24 protein-coding genes are annotated in these 26,952 nt (G+C 71.4%); 21 read left to right on the top strand and 3 right to left on the bottom strand.

Annotated elements, in window-relative coordinates:
* The first annotated feature begins 57 nt into the window (after positions 1-57).
* Positions 58-2,382 carry an NAD-dependent DNA ligase LigA gene (gene ligA / locus ACX80P_RS05200; RefSeq protein ID WP_459276987.1) on the top strand — a complete coding sequence of 775 codons (2,325 nt, stop codon included), beginning with the start codon at positions 58-60 and terminating at the stop codon, positions 2,380-2,382.
* Positions 2,379-2,846, top strand: a complete 468-nt coding sequence (locus ACX80P_RS05195) for a DUF2087 domain-containing protein (RefSeq protein WP_459276986.1) — start codon at positions 2,379-2,381, stop codon at positions 2,844-2,846. The genes ligA and ACX80P_RS05195 overlap by 4 nt, the downstream gene beginning before the upstream one ends.
* 94 nt (positions 2,847-2,940) lie before the next feature.
* Here the strand turns inward: ACX80P_RS05195 and ACX80P_RS05190 are convergent, their stop codons facing one another.
* Positions 2,941-4,446 carry an AAA-type ATPase lid domain-containing protein gene (locus ACX80P_RS05190; RefSeq protein WP_459276985.1) on the bottom strand — a complete coding sequence of 502 codons (1,506 nt, stop codon included), beginning with the start codon at positions 4,444-4,446 and terminating at the stop codon, positions 2,941-2,943.
* A 159-nt stretch (positions 4,447-4,605) separates the two neighbouring features.
* Here ACX80P_RS05190 and ACX80P_RS05185 point away from each other — a divergent pair, with 159 nt between their 5' ends.
* The 17 genes from ACX80P_RS05185 (at position 4,606) to ACX80P_RS05105 (ending at position 21,764) form a co-directional block, all read left to right on the top strand.
* Entirely contained in the window at positions 4,606-5,652 is a 1,047-nt protein-coding gene (locus ACX80P_RS05185) for an amidohydrolase family protein (RefSeq protein WP_459276984.1), read from the top strand.
* Positions 5,649-6,494 carry a metal-sulfur cluster biosynthetic enzyme gene (locus ACX80P_RS05180; protein WP_459276983.1) on the top strand — a complete coding sequence of 282 codons (846 nt, stop codon included), beginning with the start codon at positions 5,649-5,651 and terminating at the stop codon, positions 6,492-6,494. Before ACX80P_RS05185 ends, ACX80P_RS05180 begins: the two co-directional genes overlap by 4 nt.
* Entirely contained in the window at positions 6,491-7,525 is a 1,035-nt protein-coding gene (locus ACX80P_RS05175; RefSeq protein WP_459276982.1) for an NAD(P)-dependent alcohol dehydrogenase, read from the top strand. The genes ACX80P_RS05180 and ACX80P_RS05175 overlap by 4 nt, the downstream gene beginning before the upstream one ends.
* Before the next feature lie 59 nt (positions 7,526-7,584).
* On the top strand, positions 7,585-8,736 hold the full coding sequence (locus ACX80P_RS05170; protein ID WP_459276981.1) for a glycerol dehydrogenase: 1,152 nt from the start codon (positions 7,585-7,587) through the stop codon (positions 8,734-8,736).
* Between the two features lie 131 nt (positions 8,737-8,867).
* Positions 8,868-9,338: an Hsp20/alpha crystallin family protein gene (locus tag ACX80P_RS05165; RefSeq protein ID WP_459276980.1), complete on the top strand. Its 471-nt coding sequence runs from the start codon at positions 8,868-8,870 to the stop codon at positions 9,336-9,338.
* A gap of 77 nt (positions 9,339-9,415) precedes the next feature.
* Positions 9,416-9,949, top strand: a complete 534-nt coding sequence (locus tag ACX80P_RS05160) for a GNAT family N-acetyltransferase (RefSeq protein ID WP_459276979.1) — start codon at positions 9,416-9,418, stop codon at positions 9,947-9,949.
* A gap of 107 nt (positions 9,950-10,056) precedes the next feature.
* Positions 10,057-10,353: an Asp-tRNA(Asn)/Glu-tRNA(Gln) amidotransferase subunit GatC gene (gatC, locus tag ACX80P_RS05155; protein WP_104168350.1), complete on the top strand. Its 297-nt coding sequence runs from the start codon at positions 10,057-10,059 to the stop codon at positions 10,351-10,353.
* A gap of 3 nt (positions 10,354-10,356) precedes the next feature.
* The gene (gene gatA / locus ACX80P_RS05150; RefSeq protein ID WP_459276978.1) at positions 10,357-11,862 is read left to right on the top strand and encodes an Asp-tRNA(Asn)/Glu-tRNA(Gln) amidotransferase subunit GatA; all 1,506 of its coding nucleotides are present in this window, start codon (positions 10,357-10,359) and stop codon (positions 11,860-11,862) included.
* Positions 11,862-13,376, top strand: a complete 1,515-nt coding sequence (gatB, locus tag ACX80P_RS05145) for an Asp-tRNA(Asn)/Glu-tRNA(Gln) amidotransferase subunit GatB (RefSeq protein ID WP_459276977.1) — start codon at positions 11,862-11,864, stop codon at positions 13,374-13,376. The genes gatA and gatB overlap by 1 nt, the downstream gene beginning before the upstream one ends.
* 28 nt (positions 13,377-13,404) lie before the next feature.
* The gene (locus ACX80P_RS05140; protein WP_459276976.1) at positions 13,405-14,340 is read left to right on the top strand and encodes an aminoglycoside phosphotransferase family protein; all 936 of its coding nucleotides are present in this window, start codon (positions 13,405-13,407) and stop codon (positions 14,338-14,340) included.
* Positions 14,341-14,442: 102 nt separating this feature from the next.
* Complete coding sequence (gene tdh, locus ACX80P_RS05135) at positions 14,443-15,486, top strand: L-threonine 3-dehydrogenase, zinc-binding type (RefSeq protein ID WP_459276975.1); 1,044 nt, start codon at positions 14,443-14,445, stop codon at positions 15,484-15,486.
* 15 nt (positions 15,487-15,501) lie between these two features.
* A complete protein-coding gene (gene kbl, locus ACX80P_RS05130) occupies positions 15,502-16,755 on the top strand; it encodes a glycine C-acetyltransferase (RefSeq protein ID WP_459276974.1) in 1,254 nt (417 codons plus the stop codon).
* A 35-nt stretch (positions 16,756-16,790) separates the two neighbouring features.
* Positions 16,791-17,888, top strand: coding sequence for an NAD(P)/FAD-dependent oxidoreductase (locus tag ACX80P_RS05125; protein ID WP_459276973.1), 1,098 nt, complete (start codon positions 16,791-16,793; stop codon positions 17,886-17,888).
* Between the two features lie 183 nt (positions 17,889-18,071).
* Entirely contained in the window at positions 18,072-19,046 is a 975-nt protein-coding gene (locus ACX80P_RS05120) for a cation diffusion facilitator family transporter (protein WP_459276972.1), read from the top strand.
* Positions 19,047-19,070: 24 nt separating this feature from the next.
* Positions 19,071-19,553 carry a cation:proton antiporter regulatory subunit gene (locus ACX80P_RS05115; protein ID WP_459276971.1) on the top strand — a complete coding sequence of 161 codons (483 nt, stop codon included), beginning with the start codon at positions 19,071-19,073 and terminating at the stop codon, positions 19,551-19,553.
* Positions 19,554-19,562: 9 nt separating this feature from the next.
* Positions 19,563-20,756, top strand: coding sequence for a cation:proton antiporter (locus ACX80P_RS05110; protein ID WP_459276970.1), 1,194 nt, complete (start codon positions 19,563-19,565; stop codon positions 20,754-20,756).
* Between the two features lie 138 nt (positions 20,757-20,894).
* Positions 20,895-21,764, top strand: a complete 870-nt coding sequence (locus ACX80P_RS05105; protein WP_459276969.1) for a hypothetical protein — start codon at positions 20,895-20,897, stop codon at positions 21,762-21,764.
* A 246-nt stretch (positions 21,765-22,010) separates the two neighbouring features.
* Here the strand turns inward: ACX80P_RS05105 and ACX80P_RS05100 are convergent, their stop codons facing one another.
* Together ACX80P_RS05100 and hutH are read right to left on the bottom strand one after the other, a co-directional pair.
* Positions 22,011-22,850 carry a siderophore-interacting protein gene (locus tag ACX80P_RS05100; protein WP_459276968.1) on the bottom strand — a complete coding sequence of 280 codons (840 nt, stop codon included), beginning with the start codon at positions 22,848-22,850 and terminating at the stop codon, positions 22,011-22,013.
* 46 nt (positions 22,851-22,896) lie between these two features.
* Positions 22,897-24,474, bottom strand: a complete 1,578-nt coding sequence (gene hutH / locus ACX80P_RS05095; protein WP_459276967.1) for a histidine ammonia-lyase — start codon at positions 24,472-24,474, stop codon at positions 22,897-22,899.
* A 101-nt stretch (positions 24,475-24,575) separates the two neighbouring features.
* Between hutH and ACX80P_RS05090 the strand changes: the two genes are divergently transcribed.
* Together ACX80P_RS05090 and hutU are read left to right on the top strand one after the other, a co-directional pair.
* On the top strand, positions 24,576-25,265 hold the full coding sequence (locus ACX80P_RS05090) for an IclR family transcriptional regulator (RefSeq protein WP_459276966.1): 690 nt from the start codon (positions 24,576-24,578) through the stop codon (positions 25,263-25,265).
* Positions 25,262-26,929, top strand: a complete 1,668-nt coding sequence (hutU, locus tag ACX80P_RS05085) for a urocanate hydratase (protein WP_459276965.1) — start codon at positions 25,262-25,264, stop codon at positions 26,927-26,929. Before ACX80P_RS05090 ends, hutU begins: the two co-directional genes overlap by 4 nt.
* Positions 26,930-26,952 lie beyond the last annotated feature (23 nt).

Below are 26,952 nucleotides of genomic sequence, written 5' to 3'. Positions count from 1 at the left end.
CGGGTAGCCCTGTCGGCGCGGTGGCCGGTGTCCGGGGCGTAGGGCAAGATAAGGAAAGTGACCACAGGAACCGAAGACGCAGCCCGGACCGCCGGATCCGCCGACCGTCAGCCGCCCAGCAGCGAGCTCCGCGAGGAGTACGCGCAGCTCGCCCAGGACGTCCGCGCTCACCGCATCGCGTACTATCAGGACGCCGCGCCCACGGTCTCCGACGCCGAGTTCGACGCCCTGTTCCGGCGCCTCGAGGAGCTCGAGGCACTCCACCCCGAACTCGTCGCGAACGACTCGCCGACCCAGGAGGTGGGCGGCGAGGTGTCGGCCGCCTTCACGCCCGTGGACCACCTCGCCCGTATGTACAGCCTCGAGGACGTCTTCTCCCTCGACGAACTGCAGGCCTGGCTGGACCGGGCGAGCGCCGGCGTCGAGCAGCGCAGCCCCGGGTCCACCATCGAGTGGCTGACGGAGCTCAAGATCGACGGCCTCGCCGTCAACCTGCTCTACCGCAACGGCGAACTGGTGCGGGCCGCCACGCGCGGCGACGGAGTCACGGGGGAGGACATCACCCACAACGTCCTCACCATCGCATCCGTCCCCCGTCACCTCGCGGGCACGGGACACCCCGAGGAGGTGGAGATCCGCGGCGAGGTGTTCTTCCCGACCAAGGAATTCGGCCAGCTCAACGAGCGCATGGTGGCGTCCGGCAAGGCGCCCTTCGCCAACCCCCGGAACGCGGCGGCCGGTTCCCTGCGCCAGAAGGATCCGGCGATGACGGCGGAGCGGCCCCTGGACATGTACGTGCACGGCATCGGCGCCCGGACGGGGTTGTCGGCCCGGACCCAGTCGGAGACCTACGAGCTGCTGAAGGGGTGGGGCCTGCCGACGTCGCCCTACTACAGGGTGCTCGCCACGCAGGACGAGGTTCTCGACTTCATCGGGCACTACGGAGACCACCGCCACGACCTGCTGCACGAGATCGACGGCATCGTGGTCAAGGTGGACAGCTTCGCGCTGCAGCGCGCCCTCGGCCACACCTCGCGCGTCCCGCGGTGGTCCGTGGCCTACAAGTACCCGCCCGAGGAAGTGAACACGAAGCTGCTCGACATCCTCGTCAACGTCGGGCGGACCGGCCGCGTGACGCCGTTCGGCCTCATGGAGCCGGTCAAGGTCGCGGGATCCACGGTGAGCATGGCCACGCTCCACAACCAGGAAGTGGTGAAGGCCAAGGGTGTCATGATCGGTGACATCGTGGTGCTCAGGAAGGCCGGCGACGTGATCCCCGAGATCGTGGGTCCCGTCATGGCGCTGCGCGACAAGCAGGACCCACCGGTCCGCGAGTTCGTCATGCCGACCGAGTGCCCGTCCTGCGGCACCCCGCTGCAGCCGGCGAAGGAGGGCGATGTCGACATCCGCTGCCCCAACGCGCGGTCCTGCCCCTCGCAGCTGCGCGAGCGGGTGTTCCACCTCGCGGGCCGCGGCGCCTTCGACATCGAAGCGCTCGGCTGGGAGGCGGCGATCGCCCTGACCCAACCGTCCGAGCCCGAGGTGCCGCCCATCACCACCGAGGCCGACATCTTCGACCTGACCCCGGAGAAGCTCGCCGACGTGAGGATCGAGCGGGACAAGAAGGTCAAGGGTGTGGTCACCGGACGCGAACTCGTGCCCTACTTCTACTCCAAGGGCACCGCGAAGAAGCCCTCGGAGCCGAGCGCCACCACCCGCAAGCTCTTCACCGAACTGGAGAAGGCGAAGACGCAGCCGCTGTGGCGCGTGCTCGTGGCCCTGTCCATCCGGCACGTCGGTCCGACCGCGTCGCGCGCCCTCGCCACCGCTTTCGGCTCCATGGCGAGGATTCGCGCCGCGAGCGAGGAGGAGCTCGCGAACGTCGACGGCGTCGGCCCGACCATCGCCGCCGCGCTCACCGAGTGGTTCGCCGAGGACTGGCACCGCGAGATCGTGGACCGGTGGGCGGCTGCCGGGGTGCGCATGGAGGACGACGTCGACGAGAGCACGCCGCGCACCCTCGAGGGACTCACCGTCGTCGTCACCGGCTCGCTCGAGCGGTACAACCGCGACGAGGCGAAGGAGGCGATCATCACGCGCGGCGGCAAGGCGGCCGGCTCGGTGTCGAAGAACACGAGCTTCGTGGTGGCCGGGGAGAACGCGGGCACCAAGCTGGAGAAGGCCGAGACGCTCGGGATCCCCGTCCTCGACGAGGAGGGCTTCATCGCCCTCCTCGAGAACGGGCCGGCCGGTGCCGGGTCCGACGACAACGCGAACGGTGGAGGGGAGGACGGCTCGGGCGACGGTGAGGAGAGCGAGGACACCGAGGTCGCCGAGGAGCTGGAGGCCGGGGCCGGCACGGATCCCGAGGGGCGGGCGTGACCGCGCCGTCCTGGCAGAAGGTCCTCTCCACACTGGCCGGCGGCCGTTCCCGCGAACTGTATGCGCGCGCCGTGCTCGGGCAACCACTCGACGCCGCACCGAAGGAGGTGCAACGCCTGATCGACGCCGGCCTCCTCACGCCGGACGGCAGGGTGGACGGACAGCTGTTCAAGGAGGTGCTCGCCGTCGCGGCACCCGCCACCCCGAAGGGGGTGGACCGGTTCTTCCGGGAGGGGAGGATCGACGGCCTGCCGCGCACGGGGCAGGACCGCAAGGTTCTGTTGGAACACCTCGCCGAGCGCCTTCTTCCGACCGACGAGGCGCTGGGTGAACCCGAGGTCAACAGGCTGCTCGCGACCGTCACGCGTGACATCCCGACCCTGCGCCGGGCGCTCGTCGATCACGGCTTCCTGGAGCGCCGGCCCGACGGGACCGGCTACCGGCGGGTGCCCGGGGAGTCCTGAGGGCCACCGGGGCTACCCGGTCGGGGCTGCGGGGTGGGCAGACCCGCGCCCCCGTCGACCGGATGTCACGCGGGCGTCGCGAACGACGGGAAGATCACCGGGGGAGCGCGATCCCGAGCCGCGCGATCCGGCGGTAGATCGTGGCGCGGCTGATGCCGAGTTCGGCGGCCGCCGCGGTGACCGTCGCTCCCGGTTGCGCCAGGCACCGGACGATCTCGTCGCGCTCGACCGCCTCGAGGCGGCTCAGCTGCGATCTGTGCCTGCCGAGGATGTAGGCGGGTAGATGGTGGAGGTCGATCCGCTCTGCGCGGACGGCCGCGTCGTGGACCACCGTGAAGAGCTCGTCGACGTTGTCGGGCCAGTCGTGCGCCAGGAGTGCCCGCTCGGCGGCGGCCGTGAAGTCGATGTCGCGCAGCCGGGCCCGGCGGGCGGCGTACCGGGCCAGCTGGAGGACGTCGTCGCCTCGGTCCCGCAGCGGCGGGACGGCAACCACGGTGTCGACCGCGCCGGCCAGGGGACGGGGGATCGCGTCGAGGTCGGCGGCCGTGACGGCCCACGCGAGGGTCGGTGCGGTCCCCGTCCCCGAGGGCTGGAGCGCCCGCAGCGCCCGGACGGCGTGCCCCTGCAGCTCCTGGGCGGCCCAGGCGGGCAGGAGATCGATGTTCTCGACGATCACCACCGTGTCCGCCTTGGCCAGTTCGGGGGTCCACAGCGACAGCCAGGCTTCGACGTCGTGCGGTGCAGGTGCGGCGGCGCACAGGATGCGTGCGCTCGGCCGTGCGGCCCGGAACGCCTGGGCCAGGAGCATCGCCCGCCCCGCACCGTGCTCCCCGACGGCTGCGACGACGCGGCCGGCCGACAGCGCCTGGGTCGCCCGGTCGAGCGCGCCCGTCCAGGACGAGGACAGGGCGCGCAGGGTCCCGGCGGCAGGCTCGAGCCCGCCGCGCGGCATCCGGAAGACGCCGCCCTTCGGGCCCGGATTCGTCCGCCGTCCGCGGACCCGTGCGAGCATCAGCGCCGCCGTGTTCCCGGCCGCCGACTGCGCGAATGCCAGGAGCAGCGCGGGGGACGCATCGGACCATGTGGTGATGTTGACGCTGCCCTCGAGGTGTCCGCTGACGGGGTCGAAGACGGGTGCCGCGGCACACGTGTAGGTGCGCAGGCTCGCGCTGTAATGCTCCTCCGCGCGGACCAGGGCCGGAGCCCGGTCCGCCAGCGCCAGTCCCATCCCGTTCGTCCCGGCGTCGCGCTCCGAATAGGTGAACCCGGGGGCCAGGTGCACCCTGTCGAGTGCCTGCAGGAGGGTGGAGCTCCCGCTCAGCCGCTGGAGAAGCAGGCCGTCGGCGTCGGTGAGCATGAGGCTCAGGGGCTCGTCCGCCACCGTGCCGCGCAGGGCCGTCAGTACTTCCTGCCCGCACTGGAAGAACAGGGAGTCGGTCGGGCCGGAGCCGGCCCACCTCGGGTCCACCTCGTCCGCAGACACCCCGTACTCCTCGCTGCGCTGCCACGAGGCGGCCAGGCGTCTGCCCGTGACGAGCAGTCGTCCGGTGCCGGTGGCCCTTCCCGGCGGAAAGAGTTCGTCCTCCTGGTTCGGCACCATTGCCGCCCTCCTCGTTCGATGGTCGAGGCTGCTGATCCGCGTGCCACCCATCAAAGGTCGATCGTCTCAAGATGAGACACCTCCCGCGCGGTGGAAGCCATTTTCGCACCTAACGTCGGTCCTGTCGCGACTACGGCGGTCGCCAGGAGGAGATCGGACATGTACAGCAAGGACGGCGAGGACTACTTCATTGTCGACGCGCACATCGCCCTCTGGGACGCCCGTCCCGAGAACCAGCGCAACATCCACGGCAAGCAGTTCATCGACTGCTTCTACGACTACCACCGCAACCTCTCGCCGGAGGCGGAGACCTGGACCTACGAGGACTATCTCTACCAGGGCGGCGAACGCCTGATGAAGGACCTCTTCACTGACGGGTATGTCGACCACGCGATCTTCCAGCCCGCGTACCTCGGCGAGTTCTACCACCGGGGATTCGGGCAGACCGAGGAGGCCTACGGTCTGGCCGCGGCCCACCCGGACAAGCTCACCTACAACCACTGCTTCGACCCTCGCAACGGCGAGGCAGGCCTGGACCAGCTGCGTGCCGACCACGAGAGGATGGGCTTCAAGGGCGTGAAGCTGTACACGGCGGAGTGGCACGGGGACTCGCGCGGCTACAAGCTGTCCGACCCGTGGGCCTCCCGGTACTTCGAGGAGTGCCGCGCGCTCGGGATCAGGAACATCCACGTCCACAAGGGCCCCACCATCCGGCCCCTCGACCGGGACGCCTTCGACGTGTCCGACATCGACCACGCGGCCTCCGACTTCACCGATCTCACTTTCGTCGTGGAACACGTAGGGCTGCCCCGGCTGGAGGACTTCTGCTGGATCGCCACACAGGAACCCAACGTCCACGGGGGCCTGGCCGTCGCGATGCCCTTCATGCACACGCGTCCGCGGTACTTCGCCCAGATCATCGGTGAACTCATCTACTGGATCGGGGAGGACCGCATCCAGTTCTCCAGCGACTACGCGCTGTGGACGCCGCGCTGGCTCGTCGAGCAGTTCGTGGACTTCCAGATCCCGGAGGACATGACCGAGTACGCGCAGCTCACCACCGCGCAGAAGAAGAAGATCCTCGGGCTCAACGCCGCGAAGATGTACGACCTCCCGGTCCCGGCAGAGCTCCGGCTCCCCGACGCCGAGGAGACCGCGACGGGGCCCCGGCAGCCGGAACGGGCCGATCTCGCGAGCGCACAATGACCACTGCGCACGCCGAACCGGTGGGCAGCGTGCACGGGATCACGGAGGAGGACGTCCGCCGGAGCCTGGGCGCGGTCTTCGACCCGGAGCTGGACGAGCCGATCACCGAACTCGGGTTCGTGCGCTCCGTCCGGGTGGACGTCGGGACGGAAGTGAGGACGGACACCGAAAGTGAGGTGCATCCGGACGCCACGGTCCTGGTGCACCTGCGCCTGCCCACCTCCTTCTGCTCGCCGAACTTCGCCTACCTCATGGCGTCCGACAGCAAGGACGCCGTCTCGGCCCTCCCCGGTGTGGCCGCCGTCGTCGTGGAACTGGACGACCACCACGACTCGGACCTCATCAACAGGGGGCTCGCGGCGGACGCCGGGTACCGCGGCACGTTCCTCCACGAGGCCGAGGACAGCCTCGAGGACCTGCGGTGGACATTCCGCCGCAAGGCCCACACGGCCGCCATGGAACGCTGCCTCACCGGCCTGCTGCGCGCGGACCGCGACCTGCCGATGGAGGAGCTCGGCCGCGTACGCCTCCAGGACCTCCCGGCGGGCCGCGAGAAGGATGCCCTGCTCCGACGGCGGACTGCACTCGGGTTGTCGGAGAACGCAGGGGCGCTCGTCATGGTCGACGACGACGGCCGCCCGTATCCCGCCGAGGCGGTCCCTCTCGCCCTGCGCCGCGCCCGGTCCACCCGCATCTCCATCGACGGGAACGCGCACTTCTGCCGCGGGCTCCTGCGCACACGCTACGAAGGATCCGGCGCTGACCAGGCGTTCCGGCCCGAGGGCGCAGAGGCCGCCGACCGCCGCACACCACTTCCCTTCACCGTCAAGGAGTCCCCATGAGCACCATGCGAGCAGTCCAGGTCGTCGGCTACCACCAGGCGCTGAAGATGGCCGAGGTGCCCATGCCGGTGGTCACCGGCCCGTTCGACGTCATCGTCAGGATCGGCGGGGCGGGCGTCTGCCGCACCGACCTGCACATCCTCGAGGGCCAGTGGGCGGAGAAGTCCCAGGTCCACCTGCCGTACACCATCGGGCACGAGAACGCGGGCTGGGTACACGCCGTCGGGAGCGCCGTGACGAACGTCGGCGTCGGCGACAAGGTGATCCTGCATCCCCTCGTCACGTGCGGACTGTGCCGCGCCTGCCGGTCCGGGGACGACGTGCACTGCGAGGTGAACCAGTTCCCGGGGATCGACACCGACGGCGGCTACGCCGAGTACCTCCTCACCTCGGCCCGGTCGGTCGTCCGGATCGACGACTCCCTCGAGCCGGCCGACGTCGCGGCGCTCGCCGACGCCGGTCTCACCGCCTACCACGCGGCAGCGAAGGCCGCGAAACGGCTCACGCCACGGGACACCTGCGTGGTGATCGGTGCCGGCGGTCTCGGACACATCGGCATCCAGGTGCTGAGGGCGCTCACGCCGGCGCGCATCGTCGTCGTCGACCGCAACGCCGCGGCCCTCGACCTCGCCCGGGGGATCGGGGCTCACGAGGCAGTCCTGGCCGACGGCAGCCAGGTGGAGAAGGTCCTGGCACTCACCGGCGGGAACGGCGCCGAGTCCCTGATCGACTTCGTCGGCGAAGGCGGCGCCACCGCGCAGGGCATCGCGATGCTGCGGCGGGCCGGGGACTACTACGTCGTGGGGTACGGCGAGAACATCGACGTCCCGACCATCGACATCATCTCCACCGAGATCAACATCATCGGCAACCTCGTCGGCTCCTACAACGACCTGCAGGACCTCATGGCCCTGGCCGCCCGCGGCGCCGTCACCCTCCACACCCAGAAGTACGCACTGGAGGACTTCCAGCAAGCCATCAGCGACCTGGACGGCGGTCGGGTGAGAGGCAGGGCCATCCTCGTGCCCTGACAGAACTGCCGCTTCGTCCCGAGGAAACCAGCCCGCACCACGCAATCCAGGAGGTCAGCATGTCCACCGCCAGCCCCATCCGTTCCGTCATCAGCCCCGGCCGGTATGCGCAGGGTCCGGGGGCCATCTCCCGGCTCGGCGAATACCTCGCACCGATCGGGAGCACGCCGCTCGTCGTCGCGGACGACGTCGTCTGGGGCTTCGTGGGCCACGACGTGACGGCGTCCCTCCAGGCTGCCGGTCTCCCCGTCACGCGGGAGGCCTTCGGAGGCGTGCCGTCCGCCAAGGAGATCGACCGCCTCGTCGAGGTGATCAGGCGGACGGAGGCCGACGTCGCCGTCGCGGTGGGCGGGGGAAGCACCATCGACGCCGTCAAGGCCTCCGGGTTCCTCGCCGGCATCCGGTGGGTCACGGTCCCCACGGTCGCGTCCACCGACGCCCCGACGTCGGCCCTCGCCGTGGTCTACACCGAGGACGGCACCTTCGAGGAGTACCGATTCTTCCCGCGAAACCCGGACCTCGTGCTCGTCGACTCCCAGATCGTCGCCAACGCCCCGGCGGCCTTCCTCGCCGCGGGGGTGGGAGACGCCCTGGCGACGTGGCTGGAGGCGCGGGCCACGGCGGCGTCGAGTTCCCCCACGATGGCGGGAGGGCTTCCCACCCTCACCGGTACGGCCCTCGCACGCCTGAGCTGGGACGTCCTCTGGGACAACGCGCTGCCGGCCCTCGACGCGGTCCGCGACCACCTCGTGACCCCGGCCGTCGAGAAGGTGATCGAAGCCAACACGCTTCTCTCGGGGCTCGGTTTCGAGTCGGGAGGCCTCGCGGCGGCCCACGCCATCCACAACGGGCTCACCGCGGCGCCGCAGACCCACGGACTGGCGCACGGCCAGAAGGTGAACATCGGCTCCGTGACGCAGCTCGTCCTGGAGGGCGCCCCGACGCAGGACATCCGGGACTTCATCGAATTCACCACGCGGGTGGGGCTCCCCACCACCCTCACGGAGATCGGCCTGACGCCGGAGGACACGAAGGAACTCGAGCTCGTCGCCACCACGGCGACCGTGGCGGGCGAGACCATCCACGCGATGCCGTTCGAGGTCCGGCCGGAGGACGTCGTCTCCGCGCTCACCTCGATCGAGCGCTTCGCGCGTCGGGTCCGGGAGGAGGCCGGGCTCCCCGCTCCGGCGCCGTACAGGGCCAGGCACTGAGATGCGCCGTCCGGCGGAACACCACGGGGCAGGTGGGGGTCTTTCGTCCCTGTCCGCGCGTGCGGAGCCGGTGTTCACTCGGAGGACGCGGCCCTGACCGGGCCGGTCCCACCAAGTGTCTGGAGTGTGTCATGACTGATGTGCGGCGATGGCCTCCGTTCGGTTCCAGTCGGCGGAGCTTCCCCTTCAACGCCGGCAGCAGGTCCCCCATGGAACTGCTGGATTCGATGGAGCGGCTCTTCGAGTCGTCGTCGTCCGGGCCGGCCTCCATCCGGATCGAGGAGTTCGTGGACGGCAAGGACATGGTCGTCCGCGCCGAGATGCCGGGACTCGATCCCGAGAAGGACATCGAGGTCAGCATCGAGAACGGCTTCCTGAGGATCCACGCCGAGCGCGAGGAGAAGGAGGAACACAAGGGCAAGGACCGGTACCGGTCCGAGTTCCGGTACGGATCCTTCCGGCGGGACATCGTGCTCCCGGACGGCGTGCGGGACGAGGACATCCGGGCGAGCTACGTCGACGGCGTACTCACCGTCCGGACGCCGCTGCCGGACGACACGAGGCGCGAGGGACCGAGGAAGCTCCCCATCTCGCGGGGCTGACGCCGGGTGGCAGCAGGACAGGCGCCCGCGGGGACGACGGCGTCCCGGCGGGGGCCGCTGCATGACAAGATGGGCCGGTGACCACCGCACCCTCCGGGCACGCCCTGTCCGATGCCCCCATCACTATCCGGCCCATCCAGCCCGAGGACTACGACGACGTCCGCCGCATCACACGCGGCGCCTACCTCGAGGCCGGCTACTTCACCGACGAGGCGCACCCCTACATGGCCGTGCTGGCCGACATCGAGCATCGTGTCGAGCACGCCGAGGTCTGGGTGGCGGAGCGCGACGGCGTCGTCGTCGGGTCGGTCGCCCTCACGTTCGCGGGCCAGCGGTACACGGACATCGCCGTCGAGGGCGAACTGGAGTTCCGCATGCTCGCCGTGGACCCGGCCGTGCAGCGCGGCGGCGTGGGCCGCGCCATGGTGGAGCGCATCGTCGAGCACGCCCGCACGCTCCCCGGGATCGAGGCCGTGAGCCTGACGAGCGGCTCCGACATGGTCCGGGCGCACCGCCTCTACGAGTCGATGGGCTTCGTCCGCGTACCCGGGCGCGACTGGGAGGTCCCGAACGAGGACATCCTGCTCTGGGTCTTCCGCCTGCCCCTGTAGGCGCGCGCGCCCGGCGACGTCGTGGGCCGCCCCGCTGATGCCGGGCGCCGACCGCGCCAGCACTAGACTGGGAGCAGAAACCCACCTCCGACTTCCAGGGGAGATCCATGGCTGAGATCAACCGGGACGACGTCGCGCACCTTGCGCGGCTCGCCCACATCGACATGACCGACGACGAGCTCGACCGCATGGCCGGGGAACTCGCGGTGATCGTCGATTCCATCAAGAGCGTGAGCGAGGTCGCCGGCGACGACGTCCCCGCGACGAGCCACCCGATCCCGCTGAGCAACGTGTTCCGCGACGACGTCGTGGGGGAGACCCTCAGCAACGAGGAAGCCCTCCTCGGCGCCCCCGACAACGCCGACGGCCGTTTCAAGGTCCCTGCAATCCTGGACGGGGAGTAACCCATGACAGACCTGATCCGCCTCTCCGCCCACGCCCTCGCGCAGAAGCTCGCCGCGAAGGAGGTCTCCGCCGTCGAGGCGACGCAGGCCCACCTGGACCGCATCGACGCCGTCGACGGCGCCGTCAACGCGTTCCTGCACGTCAACACCGACGAGGCGCTGCTCGTCGCCGCCGGGGTGGACAAGGCCCGCTCCGACGGCGACACCCTGCACCCGCTCGCCGGCGTCCCCATCGCCGTGAAGGACCTCATCGTCACGCGAGGCCAGCCCACCACGGCCGGCTCGAGGATCCTCGAGGGCTGGCAGAGCCCCTACGACGCCACCGTCGTCCGGAAGCTCCGCGCCGCACGGATGCCGATCCTCGGCAAGACGAACCTCGACGAGTTCGCCATGGGCTCCTCGACCGAGCACTCCGCGTTCGGCCCCACCCGCAACCCGTGGGACCTCGACCGCATCCCCGGCGGGTCCGGTGGCGGGTCCGCCGCCGCCGTCGCCGCGTTCGAGGCGCCCCTCGCGCTCGGTACGGACACCGGCGGGTCCATCCGCCAGCCCGGCGCCGTCACCGGCACGGTCGGGGTGAAGCCCACCTACGGCGGCGTCTCCCGCTACGGTGCGATCGCCATGGCGTCCTCGCTCGACCAGATCGGCCCCGTCTCCCGCACGGTCCTCGACAGCGCGCTGCTGCACGAGGTCATCGGCGGCCACGACCCCCACGACTCGACGTCGCTCACGGATCCGGTGGGCGCGCTCGTCGAAGCCGCGCGCCTCGGCCAGGTCGACGGCATGCGCATCGGCGTCATCAAGGAACTCCAGGGCGAGGGGTACCAGGCCGGCGTGCTCACGCGCTTCTCCGAGTCGCTCGAGCTGCTGCGTTCGGCAGGCGCGGAGATCGTCGAGGTCTCCTGCCCCAACTTCCGGTACGCGCTCGCCGCCTACTACCTGATCATGCCGTCCGAGGCGTCCAGCAACCTGGCCAAGTACGACGGCGTGCGCTTCGGCCTGCGCGTCGTCCCCGAGGGCACGCCCACCATCGAGCGCGTCATGGGCGCCACCCGGGCGGCCGGCTTCGGCGACGAGGTCAAGCGCCGCATCATCCTCGGCACCTACGCGCTGAGCGCCGGCTACTACGACGCCTACTACGGATCCGCGCAGAAGGTGCGCACCCTGATCCAGCGGGACTTCGCCGCCGCGTTCGAGCAGGCCGACGTCCTGATCTCCCCGACCGCCCCGACCACGGCGTTCAAGCTGGGCGAGAAGCTCGACGACCCGCTGGCCATGTACCTCAACGACGTCGCCACCATCCCGGCGAACATGGCCGGCATCCCCGGGCTGTCCCTCCCCGGCGGGCTCGCGGACGAGGACGGGCTGCCCGTCGGCATCCAGCTCCTCGCCCCCGCCCGCAAGGACGCCCGCCTCTACCGTGTGGGCGCCGTCCTGGAATCGCTGCTCGAACACACGTGGGGCGGCCCGCTGCTGGCCCAGGCCCCCGAGATCACAGGTGGTAAGTAATGACTGCTGGAACCGATGAGATCCTGACCTTCGACGAGGCCATGGAGAAGTACGACCCCGTCCTCGGGTTCGAGGTCCACGTGGAGCTCAACACACGCACGAAGATGTTCTCCTCCGCGCCCAACGCGTTCGGGGACGTCCCCAACACCAATGTGACCCCGGTGGACCTCGGCCTGCCCGGCGTCCTGCCCGTCGTCAACGGCGTGGCCGTCGAGTCCGCGATCAAGATCGGCCTCGCGCTGAACTGCAGGATCGCCGAGAAGTGCTACTTCGCCCGCAAGAACTACTTCTACCCGGACACCCCGAAGAACTTCCAGACGTCCCAGTTCGAGGACCCGATCGCCTACGACGGCAGCATCGACATCGAGCTCGCCGACGGCACCGTGTTCACCGTCGAGATCGAGCGCGCCCACATGGAGGAGGACGCCGGCAAGCTCACCCACATGGGTGGCTCCACGGGCCGCATCCAGGGCGCCGAGTTCTCCCTCGTGGACTACAACCGCGCCGGCGTCCCCCTCATCGAGATCGTCACGAAGCCGATCGTCGGCGCAGGCTCACGCGCCCCCGAGCTGGCCAAGGCCTACGTCGCCGCGATCCGCGAGATCGTGAAGAACCTCGGCGTCTCGGACGCCCGCATGGAGCGCGGCAACGTGCGCTGCGACGCGAACGTCTCCCTCAAGCCGAAGGGCCGGGAGACGTTCGGCACGCGCACCGAGACCAAGAACGTGAACTCGCTGCGCGCCGTCGAGCACGCCGTGCGGTACGAGATCCAGCGGCATGCCGCCGTCCTGGACTCCGGCACGCCGATCCAGCAGGAGACGCGCCACTGGCACGAGGACACGCGCTCGACGACGTCGGGGCGCCCCAAGTCCGATGCCGACGACTACCGCTACTTCCCCGAGCCGGACCTCGTGCCGGTCGTCACGAACGACGCGTGGATCGAGAAGCTCCGCGCCGAACTGCCCGAGCCGCCCGCCGAGCGCCGCAAGCGCCTGCAGGCCGACTGGGGCTACTCCGACGCCGAGTTCCGGGACGTGGTCAACGCCGGGGTCATGTCCTCGATCGAGGACACCATCGCCGCCGGCGTGAGCGCCGCCGTCGCCCGCAAATGGTGGATGGGCGAAATCTCCCGCCGCGCCAAGCTGGCCGACGTCGAACCCGCCGAGCTCGGCGTGACACCCGAACTGATCGTGGAGCTCAACGCGCTCATCGAGACCGGCAAGATCAACGACAAGCTGTCCCGCGACGTGCTCGACGGCGTCCTCGCCGGCGAGGGCACCCCCGCGGAGGTCGTCGAGAAGCGCGGCCTCGCCGTCGTGTCCGACGACGGCCCGCTGCTCGAGGCGATCGACGGCGCCCTCGCGGCCCAGCCCGACGTCGCCGACAAGATCCGCGGCGGCAAGGTCCAGGCCGTCGGCGCGATCGTCGGCGGGGTCATGAAGGCCACCCGCGGGCAGGCCGACGCGGGGCGTGTGCGCGAGCTGATCCTGCAGCGCCTCGGCGTCGAGGGCTAGCGCCGGCAGCATCGACGGGGAGGGCACGATGGCGGTTCTGCCGAGGGCGGAGGTCGACATCGCGCCCTCCCTCGTCATGTCGCTGCTCGCCGAGCAGATGCCGGACCTGGCGGACCTCCCCCTGCGGTCCGTCGGTCACGGCTGGGACAACGGGCTGTTCCGGCTCGGGGAGGACCTCGTGGTGCGCCTGCCCCGGCGGACGGTGGCCGACGCGCTCACGGTCACCGAGCAGCAGTGGCTGCCGGGTCTCACCGCGTCCCTGACGGTCCCGACGTCGGTGCCGCTGCGCCCCGGTGTCCCCGGCGCCGGCTACCCCTGGCACTGGTCCGTCTGCCGGTGGATCGACGGCAGCAGCGGCATCGCCGTCCCGCGTGCCCGCCGGACTCCTGCCGCCGTCCCGCTCGCGCGCTTCCTCGCCGAGTTCCAGCAGCCCGCGCCCGCCGACGCCCCCGTCAGTCCCGTGGGGCGCGGGGGGCCGCTGGCGGCGCGCGACGACGTCGTCCGGGCGCGGTTGCAGTCACTCCGGGAGATCCCGTCACTCCGGGAGATCCCGTCGCGCGAGGGGATTCCCGGAGTACCCGCGGAGCCCCTCGAGCGCGCCTGGGAGTCCGCCCTCGCGGCACCGGCCTGGTCCGGGGAGGCGCTCTGGCTGCACGGCGACCTGCACCCGGCCAACGTCGTCCTCGCGCCCGACGGCGCACTGGCCGGCGTCGTCGACTTCGGTGACCTCTGCTCCGGCGACCCCGCGACGGACCTCGCTGCGGCGTGGCTGCACTTCGACGCCCCCGGCCGGGCGGCGTTCCGCGCGGAGACGGGACGCCTCCGCCCGGTCGACGCCGCGACGTGGGAGCGGGCCCGCGGCTGGGCGCTGAGCATGGGGAGCGCGCTGGCGGCGTCCTCCGACGACTCCCCGGCGATGTTCGGCCTCGGCGTCGACATCCTGGCCGCGGTCCTCGAGGACTGAGCCGCTGCTACTGTTACTCCGGGCACATTCCGCCCAGGCACTCGTACCGCACGCCGTCGGCGCAATCCGCCGGGGCAGGCGCGGCATGGAAGGAACCGTTCAGTGAAGGCGCTGTACAAATCCGGGGCGCACCCCGGCTTCGAGCTCGTGGACCGGCCCGAACCCGACGCGGGCCGGGGCGAGGTCAAGATCCGGGTCATCACCACCGGCATCTGCGGCACGGACCTCCACATCGAGAGCTGGGACGCCTGGGCGCAGGGCATGATCGACGCCCCGCTGATCCCCGGCCACGAGTTCTACGGTGAGGTCGTCGCCCTCGGGGAGGGCATCAGGGACGTCCGCATCGGCGACCGCGTCTCCGGCGAAGGGCACATCGTCTGCGGGATCTGCCGTAACTGCCGGGCGGGGCGCCGCCAGATGTGCATCCACACCTCCAGCGTCGGGGTGCAGCGCGACGGCGCGTTCGCCGAGTTCGTCGTCGTCCCCGAGACGAACGTGTGGGTGCACGACGCGAGCATCACGCCCGAGCTCGGCGCCGTCTTCGATCCCTTCGGCAACGCCGTCCACACGGCCCTGAGCTTCCCGCTCGTCGGGGAGGACGTCCTCATCACCGGGGCCGGCCCCATCGGCCTGATGGCCGTCGCCGTCGCACGCCACGCCGGGGCCCGCAAGATCGCCATCACCGACGTCTCCGCGCCCCGGCTCGCCCTGGCGTGCGGGGTCGGGGCGGACATCGCCATCGACGTCAGCCGGATGCGCGTCGCCGACGCCCAGCGCGAGCTCGGCATGAAGGAGGGCTTCGACATCGGGATGGAGATGTCCGGCCATGCTACCGCCCTGCCCGAGATGATCGACAATATGAACCATGGCGGGAAGATCGCCATGCTCGGTTTGCCGGCGGGCCCGATCTCCATCGACTGGGGGAAGGTGGTCACCCATATGCTCACCCTCAAGGGCATCTACGGCCGGGAGATGTTCGAGACCTGGTACGCGATGAGCGCCATGCTGCAGTCCAACAGGACGCTGCGCGAGGCCGTCTCGTCCGTGGTCACCGACTGCCTGCCCGCCCGGCAGTGGCAGCAGGGATTCGCGACAGCGCGCAGCGGCGCGAGCGGCAAAGTGGTCCTCGACTGGACCACCTTCTAGGAGGCTTGGAACACCATGTATTCAGCAGTCCGCGACCAGCTCGCCGGAGAACTCGACGAGATCCGCAGTGCAGGCCTGTTCAAGCAGGAGCGCCGCATCTCCTCACCGCAGTCCAGCCACATCACGGCCGGCGCGCTCGGGGCCGACGGCGCCCGGGTCCTGAACTTCTGCGCCAACAACTACCTCGGCCTCGCCGACCACCCGGACATCATCGCCGCGGCCAAGACGGCCCTGGACGAGCGCGGGTTCGGCATGGCGTCCGTGCGCTTCATCTGCGGCACCCAGGACCTCCACCTCGCGCTCGAACGCCGCGTCTCGGAGTTCCTCGGCACCGAGGACACCATCCTGTTCTCCTCCTGCTTCGACGCGAACGGCGGCGTCTTCGAGTCCCTCCTCGGCGCCGAGGACGCCGTCATCTCCGACGCCCTGAACCACGCGTCCATCATCGACGGCATCCGCCTGTCCAAGGCGCAGCGCTTCCGCTACGCCAACCGGGACATGGCGGACCTCGAGGCGAAGCTGCAGGAGGCGTCGGGGGCACGCCGCCGCCTGGTCGTCACCGACGGCGTCTTCTCCATGGACGGCTACCTGGCCCCGCTCGAGGCCATCTGCGATCTCGCCGAGCGCCACGACGCGATGGTCATGGTGGACGACTCGCATGCCGTCGGCTTCCTGGGAGCCACCGGCGCCGGCACGCCCGAGCATGCCGGCGTCGCCGACCGCGTGGACATCTTCACGGGGACGTTCGGCAAGGCACTCGGCGGGGCGTCCGGTGGCTACGTGGCCGCGCGCGCCGAGATCGTCGCGCTCCTGCGGCAGCGTGCCCGCCCCTACCTGTTCTCGAACTCGCTCGCGCCGTCGATCGTCGCCGCGACCCTGACCGCCCTGGACCTGGTGCAGAACAGCACCGCACTCCGCGGGACCCTGACCACCAACGCCGCGCTGTTCCGCCGCCGCATGACGGAGGAGGGCTTCGACCTGCTCGCGGGGGAGCACGCGATCGTCCCGGTCATGTTCGGCGACGCCGTCCTCGCGGCCCGGACGGCCGACGCCATGCTCACGCACGGTGTCTTCGTGACGGCCTTCAGCTACCCGGTGGTCCCGAAGGGTGCCGCCCGGATCCGCGTCCAGCTCTCGGCAGCGCACACCGCCGAGGACATCGAGGCCTGCGTCCAGGCGTTCGTCGCCGCGCGCGCCGACGTGGCCGCGGGCGGATCGGGAGCCGCTGTCGACAGCGCTGCGGGCGCGCACGTGGGCCGACCCGGGTAGGGCCGGTCGGGGGAGGGCGAGCCTAGGATGACGGGATGAGCTCCCTCGAGTGCGATGTCCTGATCATCGGCGGCGGCGTCGCCGGCCTCTCCCTGGCGTCCGCGCTGGCCCCGTTCTCCAGCGTGGTCCTCGTGGAGTCGGAACCGACCCTCGGGTACCACACCTCCTCCCGTTCGGCCCGGCAACTCATCCCGAGCTACGGCCCGGCCCCCGTCCTCGACCTGACCCGGCGCACCCTCGACCTGCTCGACGGCGTCCGGTCCTCCACCGGCCTGCCCCTCACCGTTCCGCGGTCCTTCGTCCTCGTCGGGTCCGAGGCCGACGTCGACGCGCGGTCCAGCACCTCGATGCACCGGATCACGCACGCCGAGGCCCTCGGGCTCTGCCCGCAGCTCCGCCCGGCATCCTTCGCGGCCGCCGCCATCGACACGGACTGCGTGGGGACGGACACCGACCTGCTCCTCGAGTACCACCGGCGGAGCGCGAGTGACGACGGCGTCCTCATCCTCACCGGGGCGCAGGTCACCGCGGCCCGCTACGACGGCGCATGCTGGAACGTCCGTGCGGGTTACCGTCCGATCACCGCGGAGATCGTGGTCGACGCCGCGGGGGCCTGGGCAGACGGCGTCGCCGCACTGTGCGGCGTCGCACCCCAGGGACTCGTGCCGCTCCGGCGGACCGCCGCGATCGTCGCCGCGACCAACGCACCCCCCGTGGGGTCCCCGATGGTCGCCGCCGCGGACAACTCCTTCTACTACCGCCCGGACGCCGACGGCGTCCTCGTCTCGCCCAGCGAGGCGGAGCCGGCGGAGCCGGGGGACGCGCAGCCCCACCCGGGCGACGTCGAGCGCCTCATCGAGAGGCTCGGGACCGTGACCACCCTCGGGATCACCGCCGTCCGCCGGGCCTGGACGGGCCTGCGGACCCAGCGGGACTCCACCCTGCCGGTCGTCGGGTTCGACCCCGGGCACCCCGGCTTCTTCTGGCTCGCGGGGCAGGGCGGGTACGGGTTCCAGACGTCGTCGGGCATCGCCGAACTGGCCACCGTCCTCCTCACCGGCGCCGATCCCGCCGATCTCGGCGCCGATCCGACCCGCGTGGCCGCTGCGGCCGCCGCGCTCCGGCCCGCCTGAGACCCCGACGCGCCCGGAACGCCTGCCCGTCCGCCCGCAACCGTGCTCCTCCGGCATGCTGTCCTGCCCGTGACAGGCGAGGTTTCCGTACAGTAAGGGCCGGAGGCAGCCCCGCGCCCGGCGGCGTGCCTGATCATCGACGGACCATCAGCCGCAGCGGCGGATACGAGAACGGAACGCATCATGTCAGCCAGTGGAGGCAACAAGGCGATCATCGCGGCCCTCGCCGCGAACCTCACGATCGCCGCACTCAAGTTCGTGGCCTTCGCTCTCACGAGGTCCTCGTCCATGCTCGCGGAGGGCATCCACTCGGTGGCGGACTCCGGGAACCAGGTCCTGCTGCTCGTCGGCGGCAAGCGTGCCAAGCGCCAGGCCAGCCCCGAGCACCCTTTCGGCTACGGCCGCGAACGGTACATCTACGCGTTCATCGTCTCGATCGTCCTCTTCAGCGTCGGCGGCCTCTTCGCGCTGTATGAGGCCCACCACAAGTACCAGGACCCCCACCCCATCGAGGGCCCCTTCTGGTGGGTGCCGCTGGCCGTCCTCATCGGGGCGATCATCGCCGAGTCCTTCTCGCTCCGCACGGCCGTCCGGGAGTCCAATCCTGCGCGGGGCGGCATGAGCTGGGCGCGCTTCGTCCGAACCGCCAAGTCACCCGAACTGCCCGTCGTCCTCCTCGAGGACACCGGCGCCCTCCTGGGCCTCCTGTTCGCCCTCTTCGGCGTCTCCCTGACCCTGCTCACCGACAACGGCCTGTGGGACGCGGCAGGGACGGCGATGATCGGCCTGCTCCTGGTGGCCATCGCCGCGATCCTCGCCGTCGAGACCAAGAGCCTGCTCCTCGGGGAGAGTGCCTCGGCCGCCGACATCGCGAAGATCGAGGAGGCGATCGCCGGCGACGGCGCCACCCGGATCATCCACCTCAAGACCCTGCACCTGGGCCCCGACGAGCTGCTCGTGGCGGCCAAGATCTCGGTGGGCAGCCGGGAGAGCGGCACCCAGATCGCGGCGGACATCGACGGCGCCGAGAAGCGCATCCGGGCCGCCGTGCCGATCGCCAGGGTCATCTACCTGGAGCCCGATCTGTACCGGTCGGAGGCCGCCTCGACGCCCTCGGCGAACGGCCGCCCCACACGCACCCTGCCCGCCGGCGAGTAGCCCCCGCGGGTCTAGGATTGCTGCATGAACGTCATCGAAACGCGCCTGCCCGGCATCGGGGTCCGGCGTGAGATCGTCACCGGGTCCGGCCGGAGGGTGGGCATCGTCGCGCAGCGCGACGGCGAGCTCGACCTCATCATCTCGAAGGCCAACGACCCGGATGCCTGCGTCGCGTCCATCCCGCTGACCCCGGACGAGGCCGCGACGATCGGCAACCTCCTCGGCTCGCGGCAACTCATCGCGCAGCTGACCGAGGAGCACCGGGACCTCCCGGGGGTCTCGACGCGCCAGTTCCTGATCGAGCGGGGGTCGCCCTTCGACGGCCGCGTCCTCGGGGACACCAGGATGCGGTCCCGCTCCGGCGCGTCCCTCGTCGCCGTACTCCGCTCCGGCCAGGTCCAGGCCTCACCCACACCCGACTTCCTGCTCGCCGCAGGTGACCTGCTGGTGGCGGTCGGGACCTCGGAAGGGCTGGACGCGGCAGCGGACATCCTGCGCAACGGCTGATCGCCGCCTATGCACACGACTGCCCTGACCCTGATCGAACTCGGCGCCATCCTGCTGTTCCTCGGGGTCCTCGGGCGGCTCGCGGGCCGGATCGGGCTCTCACCCATTCCCCTCTACCTCCTCGGCGGCCTGTTCTTCGGGCAGGGCGGCTTCCTCCAACTCGAGGGGGTCGTCGACTTCAGCGAGGTGGCCAGTGAGATCGGCGTCGTGCTGCTCCTCCTGCTGCTGGGCCTGGAGTACACGGCCAAGGAACTCGTCACCGGGCTGCGGCAGTCATGGCTGGCCGGGATCGTGGACCTCGTCCTGAACTTCACGCCGGGTGCCCTCGTCGCGGTCATCCTGGGGTGGGGGCCCGTCGCCGCGCTCGCCATGGGAGGCGTCACGTACATCTCCTCCTCCGGCATCGCCGCGAAGGTCATGAGCGACCTCGGCCGGCTCGGCAACAGGGAGACCCCCACCGTCCTCGCGATCCTCGTCTTCGAGGACCTCGCCATGGCCGTCTACCTGCCGGTCCTCACCGCGGTGCTGGCAGGACTGAGCTTCGCCGGCGGCCTCGGCACCGTCGGCATCTCCCTGCTCGTCGTCACCCTCGTGCTCGTCGTCGCGCTGCGCTGGGGGAACGCGGTCTCGGCCGTCGTGGACAGCAAGGACCAGGAGGTCTTCCTGCTGACCCTCATCGGGGCGGCCCTCCTCGTCGCCGGTCTGGCCTCGGCCCTGCAGGTCTCGGCCGCGGTCGGTGCGTTCCTCCTCGGCATCGCGATCTCCGGCGCGACGGCGGAGAACGCGGCCCGCCTCCTCGAACCGCTGCGCGACCTCTTCGCGGCCATCTTCTTCGTGGTCTTCGGGCTCAACACCGACCCGGCGTCGATCCCGCCTGTGCTCGGGGTCGCGCTGCTCCTCGCGTTCGTCACGACGGTGACGAAGATCGCGACCGGCTGGTGGGCGGCCCGCCGCCAGGGCATGGGACGCCTGGGCCGGGCCAGGGCAGGCACGGCCCTCGTGGCACGCGGCGAGTTCTCAATCGTCATCGCGGGGCTCGCCGTGACCTCGGGTGCCGTGCTCCCGGAGCTCGCCGCCCTCGCCACGACCTACGTGCTGATCATGGCCGTGCTCGGGCCCGTGCTGGCACGCCTCGCCGAACCCGCCATGGAACTCGCCCAACGCCTGGTGGAGCGCCGGACGCGGACCCTCCCGGCGGCCTGACCCCGGTCGAAGGACCTTCCCGCGCTCGTGGGTCCTTGGGCCCTACCGCAGCCGGCCCCGGGATGGTCTGCTGACATCGACGTCGGCATGTCCACTTCTCCCGCGGGGAGCGCGATGAGGAAACCCAGGCAGCTCCTGATGAGAGCACGTCGATCGGACCTCCGGGCGGCGTACCTGCTGACCGCTCTCGCCGCCATCGCCATGGCGTCCTCGTCCGCGGGCGGACTCGTCGCCACCGACCGGCTCTATCGCGACAACGCCCTGACCACGGCCACCTTCCGAGGTCAGGACACCGTCACCCTCCTGGTCGCCGTCCCGTTGCTGCTCATCGGGCTGGTCCTGGAGGTCAGGGGATCCCGCAGGGGCCGGCTGCTGTGGCTGGGCATGCTCTTCTACGCGATGTATGCGTACCTGTTCTACACCGTGGCCGCGGCATTCAACCCGTTCTTCCTCCTGTACGTCGCATCCTTCGGCCTCCCGCTGTATGCCCTCATCCTCTCCGTGCCGCGCCTCGACCTCGGCAGCCTCGGCGACGCCATGGGCGGGACCACCGCTCGCGTCGTCGCCATCGCCTACACGAGCGTGGTGGCTGCCGGTCTGGGCATCCTGTGGAGCGGGATGTGCCTCAGCTACCTCGCCACCGGCGACGTCCCCCGGCCGATCCTGGACTCCGGTCACCCCACCGCCGTCGTCTTCGCCATCGACCTGGTCTTCATCGTGCCGCCCATGCTCCTCGCGGCCACCTGGCTGGTGCGCCGCCGCGCGATCGGCTGGGTGTTGGCCGGTGTCATGAGCGTGGGAGGGAGTGTCTACACCCTCAGCCTCGCCGCCGCGAGCGTCGAAGTCGCCCGCCAGGACGCGGGATCCGGAGCGGAGTTGCCCCTCTGGGCAGCGTTGACCGCCATGGGTGCAGCGACGGCCCTGCTGCTGTTCCTCTCCATGGCCGGACCCGGCGCCCCACGGAGTCGTCCCCGGACGATCCGGCGACCCCATGCCGTCCACCGCTGATCCGTCACGACCGATGAGGCGGCGCGACGGCGTCCGGTCACCTACCGGTCGTCGTCAGCGACGAGGGAGAACGCAGGGTCACGGGTGCCTCCGACGCGGTACCGGACGGCCGGCCCGCTGCCCGGTGTGCGGCGGCTGATGCACTCCGCTGACATCGCCATCGTCCCCGACGCGCACCACGTCGCCGCCGTGGAACGACGCGAGGCGGTCCCCGCCCGCCTCCCCGACCTCCTCGCCACCGGCGACCTAGTCGAGGATCCTGCCGATCGGTTCACGTTTCTCCGCCTGGAAGGTGTCCTCCTCGCGGCCGTACGCCCAGTAGCCCGACAGCGAGACGTGCGAGCGGTCGAGCCCCTTCTCCTTGAACAGGATGTCCCGCAGCGCCTTCATCGCCCCGCGCTCCCCGTGGACGAAGGCGTCGACGCGCCCCTCGGGCCACGGGCCGGCGGCGACGGCGTCCGCGAGCAGCGTCGTCGTGCCCGGTTCCCGCCCGTCCCGCGTCAGCCAGTGCAGCTCCACTCCCGCCGGAGCAGCGAGCGGAAGGACGTCGGCGTGCGTGTCCACCTCGAGGTAGGCATGCCCGACGGCGGCCGGGTGCAGTGCCTCGAGGCCGGCGGCGATCGCGGGCAGCGCGGAGTCGTCCCCGGCGAAGAGGTGCCAATCGGCGTCCTGGTCCGGGGACCACTTGCCGGAGGGGCCCATGAGCACCAGGGTGTCGCCGGGCGAGGCCTGCGCCGCCCACGGGCCGGCGACGCCGGCGTCGCCGTGCACCACGAAGTCGATGGCGAGGCGCTCGGACGCGGCGTCGAGCCACCGGACGGTGTAGGTCCGTTTCACGGGGCGGTCGCCGGCGGGCAGCGCGTGCTTCAGGGCATCGAGATCGTAGGGCGGAGCGAGCCCGAGTCCCGGCTTCACGAACAGCAGCTTGGCGTACCGGTCCGTCGCGTGGCATTCCTGCAGGTCCCGGAAGCCCGGTCCTCCTGCCACGACCCGCACGAGGTGGGGGCTCAGCCACTGCGTCCCGAGCACGGTGAGGACCGCCTGGGGGCGCGGGGGCTTGCGGGAGGGGGGTGCGGGGGAGGACATGGCGGGGCGCCTTCTTCTCGGGGGTCTCAGCCCACCCTAACAAGCCCTACAGGAAGGGCGCTGGGAGGGCTCCCCGGGCCGCGTCGAGCAGGGAGCCGTCGTCCACCAGGAGCCGTGCGGCCTCGATCTCCGGGGCCAGGTAGCGATCGGTGCCGGGGCCCTCGACGTCCTGCCGGAGCCGGGCACGGACGGCGGAGATCGCCGCTGAGCTGCGCAGGCCGACGGACGGGCCGCCGTCGCGCATGTCCAGGGCCCGCGCCGCGGTGAGGATCTCGATCGCGAGGACGCGCGTCAGGCCGTCGACGGCCCGGCGCAGCTTCAGGCCGGCGGCCCAGCCCATCGACACGTGGTCCTCCTGCATGGCCGAGGAGGGGATGGAATCCACGGACGCCGGGGCGGCGAGACGCTTGAGTTCGGACACGATCCCGGCCTGCGTGTACTGGGCGATCATGTGGCCGGAATCGACGCCCGGATCGTGGGCGAGGAAGGCGTTGAGGCCGTGACTGCGCGCCTTGTCGAGGAAGCGGTCGGTGCGGCGCTCGCTCATGGAGGCGACGTCCGCGACGGCGATCGCGAGGAAGTCCAGCACGTAGCCCACCGGAGCGCCGTGGAAGTTGCCGTTCGACTCGACCCGGCCGTCGGGCGTGATGACAGGATTGTCGATCGCCGACCCCAGTTCGACCGCCGCCACCGCGTCGGCATGCGCGAGGGTGGCGCGGGCCGCGCCGTGGACCTGGGGTGCGCAGCGCAGCGAATACGCGTCCTGGACGCGGGTGAAGCGGTGCCGTCCGGTCTCGGACGTGAGTTCGTCGGCGACGAGCGGCGACCCCGCCAGCAGGGCCCGGATGTTCGCGGCGGACGCCACCTGTCCGGGGTGCGGGCGCAGGGCGTGGAGATCCTCGGCGAACACGGCGTCCGTGCCCAGCAGCCCCTCGACGCTCATCGCCGCGGCGAGGTCCGCCGTCGCGAGCAGCCGGTGCAGGTCCGCACCCGCGAGGACGAGCATCCCGAGCATGCCGTCCGTGCCGTTGATGAGCGCCAGGCCTTCCTTCTCGCGCAGCTCCACCGGGGTGATGCCCGCCGCCGCGAGCGCCTCCGACGCCGCCACCCGCTCCCCGGCGCCGTCGCGTACCTCGCCCTCGCCCATCAGCGCCAGCGCGATGTGGGAGAGCGGCGCGAGATCACCGGAGCAGCCCAGCGAACCGTACTCGCCGATGACCGGCGTGATGCCCGCGTTCAGCAGCGCGGCGTAGGTGGAGGCCACGAGCGGACGCACCCCCGTGCGGCCCGTCGCGAGGGTGGAGAGGCGACCGAGCATCAGGCCGCGCACCACCTCGCGGTCCACCTCGGCACCGGAGGACGCGGCATGGCTGCGGATGAGGCTGCGCTGCAGCCGGGTGCGCTGGTCCAGGGGGATGTGCCGGGTGGCCAGCGCGCCGAAGCCGGTCGAGATGCCGTAGTGCGGCGTGCCGTCGTCGACGAGCGCGTCGACCACCGCCCGGGACCCCGCCATCGCGTCGACGGCGCCGGGCGCCAGATCCACCCGGACGCCGTCCCGTGCCACCGCGACGACGTCGGCGGGGGACAGCGGGCCCGTGCCCACGATGACGGTCTGCTGATTCACACTGCGCCTCGGTTTCCGCGGCTCCCGCCGCTCTTGCCATTGAGTGAAAAGGACGTTTCAATAAGTGAAATACACGTCGACCGCTTATGCAAGGAGGCGCCATGGCCGAATCGTCGACCCGCACCGTCGAGCGGGCCCTCGTGCTCCTCGGGGCGGTCTGCGGGGCCGGGTCGCTGACGCTCGCGGACGCGGCCCGCGAGGCCGACCTGTCCGCGTCGACGGCGCTGCGGCTCCTGCGCACCCTCGAGGGGACGGGCTTCGTCCGCCGGGACGCCGCCGGCGCCTACCGGCCCGGCCTCCGTGTGGTGCAGCTCGGCGCGCAGGCGCTGGGCCACGAATCCCTGGTCTCCCTCGCGGAGCCCGCCCTCGACCGCCTCGTGGAGCAGACCGGCGAGTCCGCCTACCTCAGCGTCCCCTCGCACGACGGCGAGGGCGTCTACCTCGCGATGCGGGAAGGCACCCACTCGGTGCGCCACGCCAGCTGGGTGGGGCGCAGCATCCCGCTCGCGCACACCGCCGTCGGCGCGGTGCTCACGGGCGGGCCCCCGGACGGCGGCTTCGTCGTCGTGCGTGACGGCGTCGAGGCGGACGTGACGGCCATCGCCGCGCCCGTCTCACCCGGCGGCCGGGCGATCGCGGCGCTCAGCGTCGTCGTGCCCAGCTACCGCATCACCGACGCGGAGTCCCGCCGCATCGGCTCGCTCGTCGCACAGGAGGCGGTGGCCCTCCTGGCGGAACCCGCTGCGGGCACCGTCCCCGTGCCCGAGGACCTGACAGGAGAACCGGCATGACCACCCCGACCCACGATTCCTCCCGCTCCATCCGGGCCGCGCGCGGCACCGCCCTGACCGCGAAGAGCTGGCAGACCGAGGCGCCGCTGCGGATGCTCATGAACAACCTCGACCCCAAGGTCGCCGAACGGCCCGAGGACCTCGTGGTGTACGGGGGGACAGGACGCGCAGCGCGCAGCTGGGACGCCTACGACGCCATCGTGCGCACCCTCGAGACCCTCGAGGACGACGAGACGCTGCTCGTGCAGTCCGGCAAGCCCGTGGGCGTCTTCCGCACGCACCCGTGGGCGCCGCGCGTGCTGCTGGCCAACTCCAACCTCGTGGGCGACTGGGCCACCTGGCCCGAGTTCCGCCGCCTCGAGGCGGAGGGTCTCATGATGTACGGGCAGATGACCGCGGGGTCCTGGATCTACATCGGCACGCAGGGCATCCTCCAGGGCACCTTCGAGACGTTCGCCGCCATCGCCCGGAAGCGCTTCGGCGGCACTCTCGCCGGCACCCTCACGCTGACGGGGGGCTGCGGCGGGATGGGCGGCGCCCAGCCCCTCGCCGTCACGCTCAACGGCGGGGCCGTCCTCATCGTCGACGTCAGCGAGGCGCGCCTGCGCCGCCGCGTCGCTAAGCGCTATCTGGACACCGTCGCGGACACGCTCGACGACGCCGTCGCGCAGGTCCTCGCCGCGAAGCGCGACAAGCGGGCGCTGTCCGTCGGCGTCGTCGGCAACGCGGCCACCGTCTTCCCCGAGCTGCTCCGGCGTGGGCTCGACGTCGACATCGTCACAGACCAGACCTCGGCCCACGACCCGCTCAGCTACCTGCCCGAGGGGATCGCCGTCGACGAGTGGGAGCGGGAGGCCGCGGCGGACCCGGACGGCTTCACGAAGAAGGCCCAGGCGTCGATGGCCCTGCACGTCGAGGCGATGGTCGGCTTCCTCGACGCCGGCGCGGAGGTCTTCGACTACGGGAACTCGATCCGCGACGAGGCACGGAAGGGCGGCTACGGCAGGGCCTTCGACGTCCCGGGATTCGTCCCCGCCTACATCCGCCCCCTGTTCTGCGAGGGACTCGGCCCGTTCCGCTGGGTGGCCCTCTCGGGGGACCCGGCGGACATCGCCGTCACCGACGCCGCCCTCAAGGAGCTGTTCCCGGACAACGGGCACCTGCACCGCTGGCTCGACGCCGCGGCCGAGCACGTGGAGTTCGAGGGCCTGCCCGCCCGGATCTGCTGGCTCGGCTACGGGGACCGCGCGAGGGCCGGCCTGCTCTTCAACCGGCTCGTCGCCGAAGGGAAGGTGTCGGCCCCGATCGTCATCGGCCGCGACCACCTCGACTCCGGGTCCGTCGCCTCGCCCTACCGGGAGACCGAGTCCATGGCGGACGGTTCCGACGCCGTCGCCGACTGGCCGCTGCTGAACGCCCTCCTGAACACGTCCTCGGGGGCCACCTGGGTGTCCATCCACCACGGCGGCGGCGTGGGGATCGGCCGCTCGATCCACGCCGGGCAGGTCTCCGTCGCCGACGGGACGGACCTCGCGGCGCAGAAGCTCGAACGCCTCCTGACCAACGACCCCGGGATGGGCGTGATCCGCCACGTCGACGCCGGGTACGAGCGTGCCCGCGAGGTGGCCGCCGAGCGCGGGGTGCGCATCCCCATGCAATCCTGAAGACTCCCCGACCGGAAGGTGCA

Source organism: Arthrobacter arabinosi, assembly GCF_054511115.1.
Note: the sequence above shows the minus strand (reverse complement) of the source record. Positions and strands in the feature narration are given on the sequence as shown.

Excerpts from the sequence above, each read along its gene's own strand:
- ACX80P_RS05110 (WP_459276970.1), top strand. The coding sequence starts at position 19,563 with ATGCACACGACTGCCCTGACCCTGATCGAACTCGGCGCCATCCTGCTG.
- ACX80P_RS05175 (WP_459276982.1), top strand. The coding sequence starts at position 6,491 with ATGAGCACCATGCGAGCAGTCCAGGTCGTCGGCTACCACCAGGCGCTG.
- ACX80P_RS05165 (WP_459276980.1), top strand. The coding sequence starts at position 8,868 with ATGACTGATGTGCGGCGATGGCCTCCGTTCGGTTCCAGTCGGCGGAGC.
- ACX80P_RS05105 (WP_459276969.1), top strand. The coding sequence starts at position 20,895 with ATGAGAGCACGTCGATCGGACCTCCGGGCGGCGTACCTGCTGACCGCT.
- kbl (WP_459276974.1), top strand. The coding sequence starts at position 15,502 with ATGTATTCAGCAGTCCGCGACCAGCTCGCCGGAGAACTCGACGAGATC.
- gatB (WP_459276977.1), top strand. The coding sequence starts at position 11,862 with ATGACTGCTGGAACCGATGAGATCCTGACCTTCGACGAGGCCATGGAG.
- ACX80P_RS05115 (WP_459276971.1), top strand. The coding sequence starts at position 19,071 with ATGAACGTCATCGAAACGCGCCTGCCCGGCATCGGGGTCCGGCGTGAG.
- ACX80P_RS05180 (WP_459276983.1), top strand. The coding sequence starts at position 5,649 with ATGACCACTGCGCACGCCGAACCGGTGGGCAGCGTGCACGGGATCACG.
- gatC (WP_104168350.1), top strand. The coding sequence starts at position 10,057 with ATGGCTGAGATCAACCGGGACGACGTCGCGCACCTTGCGCGGCTCGCC.
- ACX80P_RS05125 (WP_459276973.1), top strand. The coding sequence starts at position 16,791 with ATGAGCTCCCTCGAGTGCGATGTCCTGATCATCGGCGGCGGCGTCGCC.
- gatA (WP_459276978.1), top strand. The coding sequence starts at position 10,357 with ATGACAGACCTGATCCGCCTCTCCGCCCACGCCCTCGCGCAGAAGCTC.
- ACX80P_RS05090 (WP_459276966.1), top strand. The coding sequence starts at position 24,576 with ATGGCCGAATCGTCGACCCGCACCGTCGAGCGGGCCCTCGTGCTCCTC.
- ACX80P_RS05140 (WP_459276976.1), top strand. The coding sequence starts at position 13,405 with ATGGCGGTTCTGCCGAGGGCGGAGGTCGACATCGCGCCCTCCCTCGTC.
- hutU (WP_459276965.1), top strand. The coding sequence starts at position 25,262 with ATGACCACCCCGACCCACGATTCCTCCCGCTCCATCCGGGCCGCGCGC.
- ACX80P_RS05170 (WP_459276981.1), top strand. The coding sequence starts at position 7,585 with ATGTCCACCGCCAGCCCCATCCGTTCCGTCATCAGCCCCGGCCGGTAT.
- ACX80P_RS05190 (WP_459276985.1), bottom strand. The coding sequence starts at position 4,446 with ATGGTGCCGAACCAGGAGGACGAACTCTTTCCGCCGGGAAGGGCCACC.
- ACX80P_RS05100 (WP_459276968.1), bottom strand. The coding sequence starts at position 22,850 with ATGTCCTCCCCCGCACCCCCCTCCCGCAAGCCCCCGCGCCCCCAGGCG.
- ACX80P_RS05120 (WP_459276972.1), top strand. The coding sequence starts at position 18,072 with ATGTCAGCCAGTGGAGGCAACAAGGCGATCATCGCGGCCCTCGCCGCG.
- ACX80P_RS05185 (WP_459276984.1), top strand. The coding sequence starts at position 4,606 with ATGTACAGCAAGGACGGCGAGGACTACTTCATTGTCGACGCGCACATC.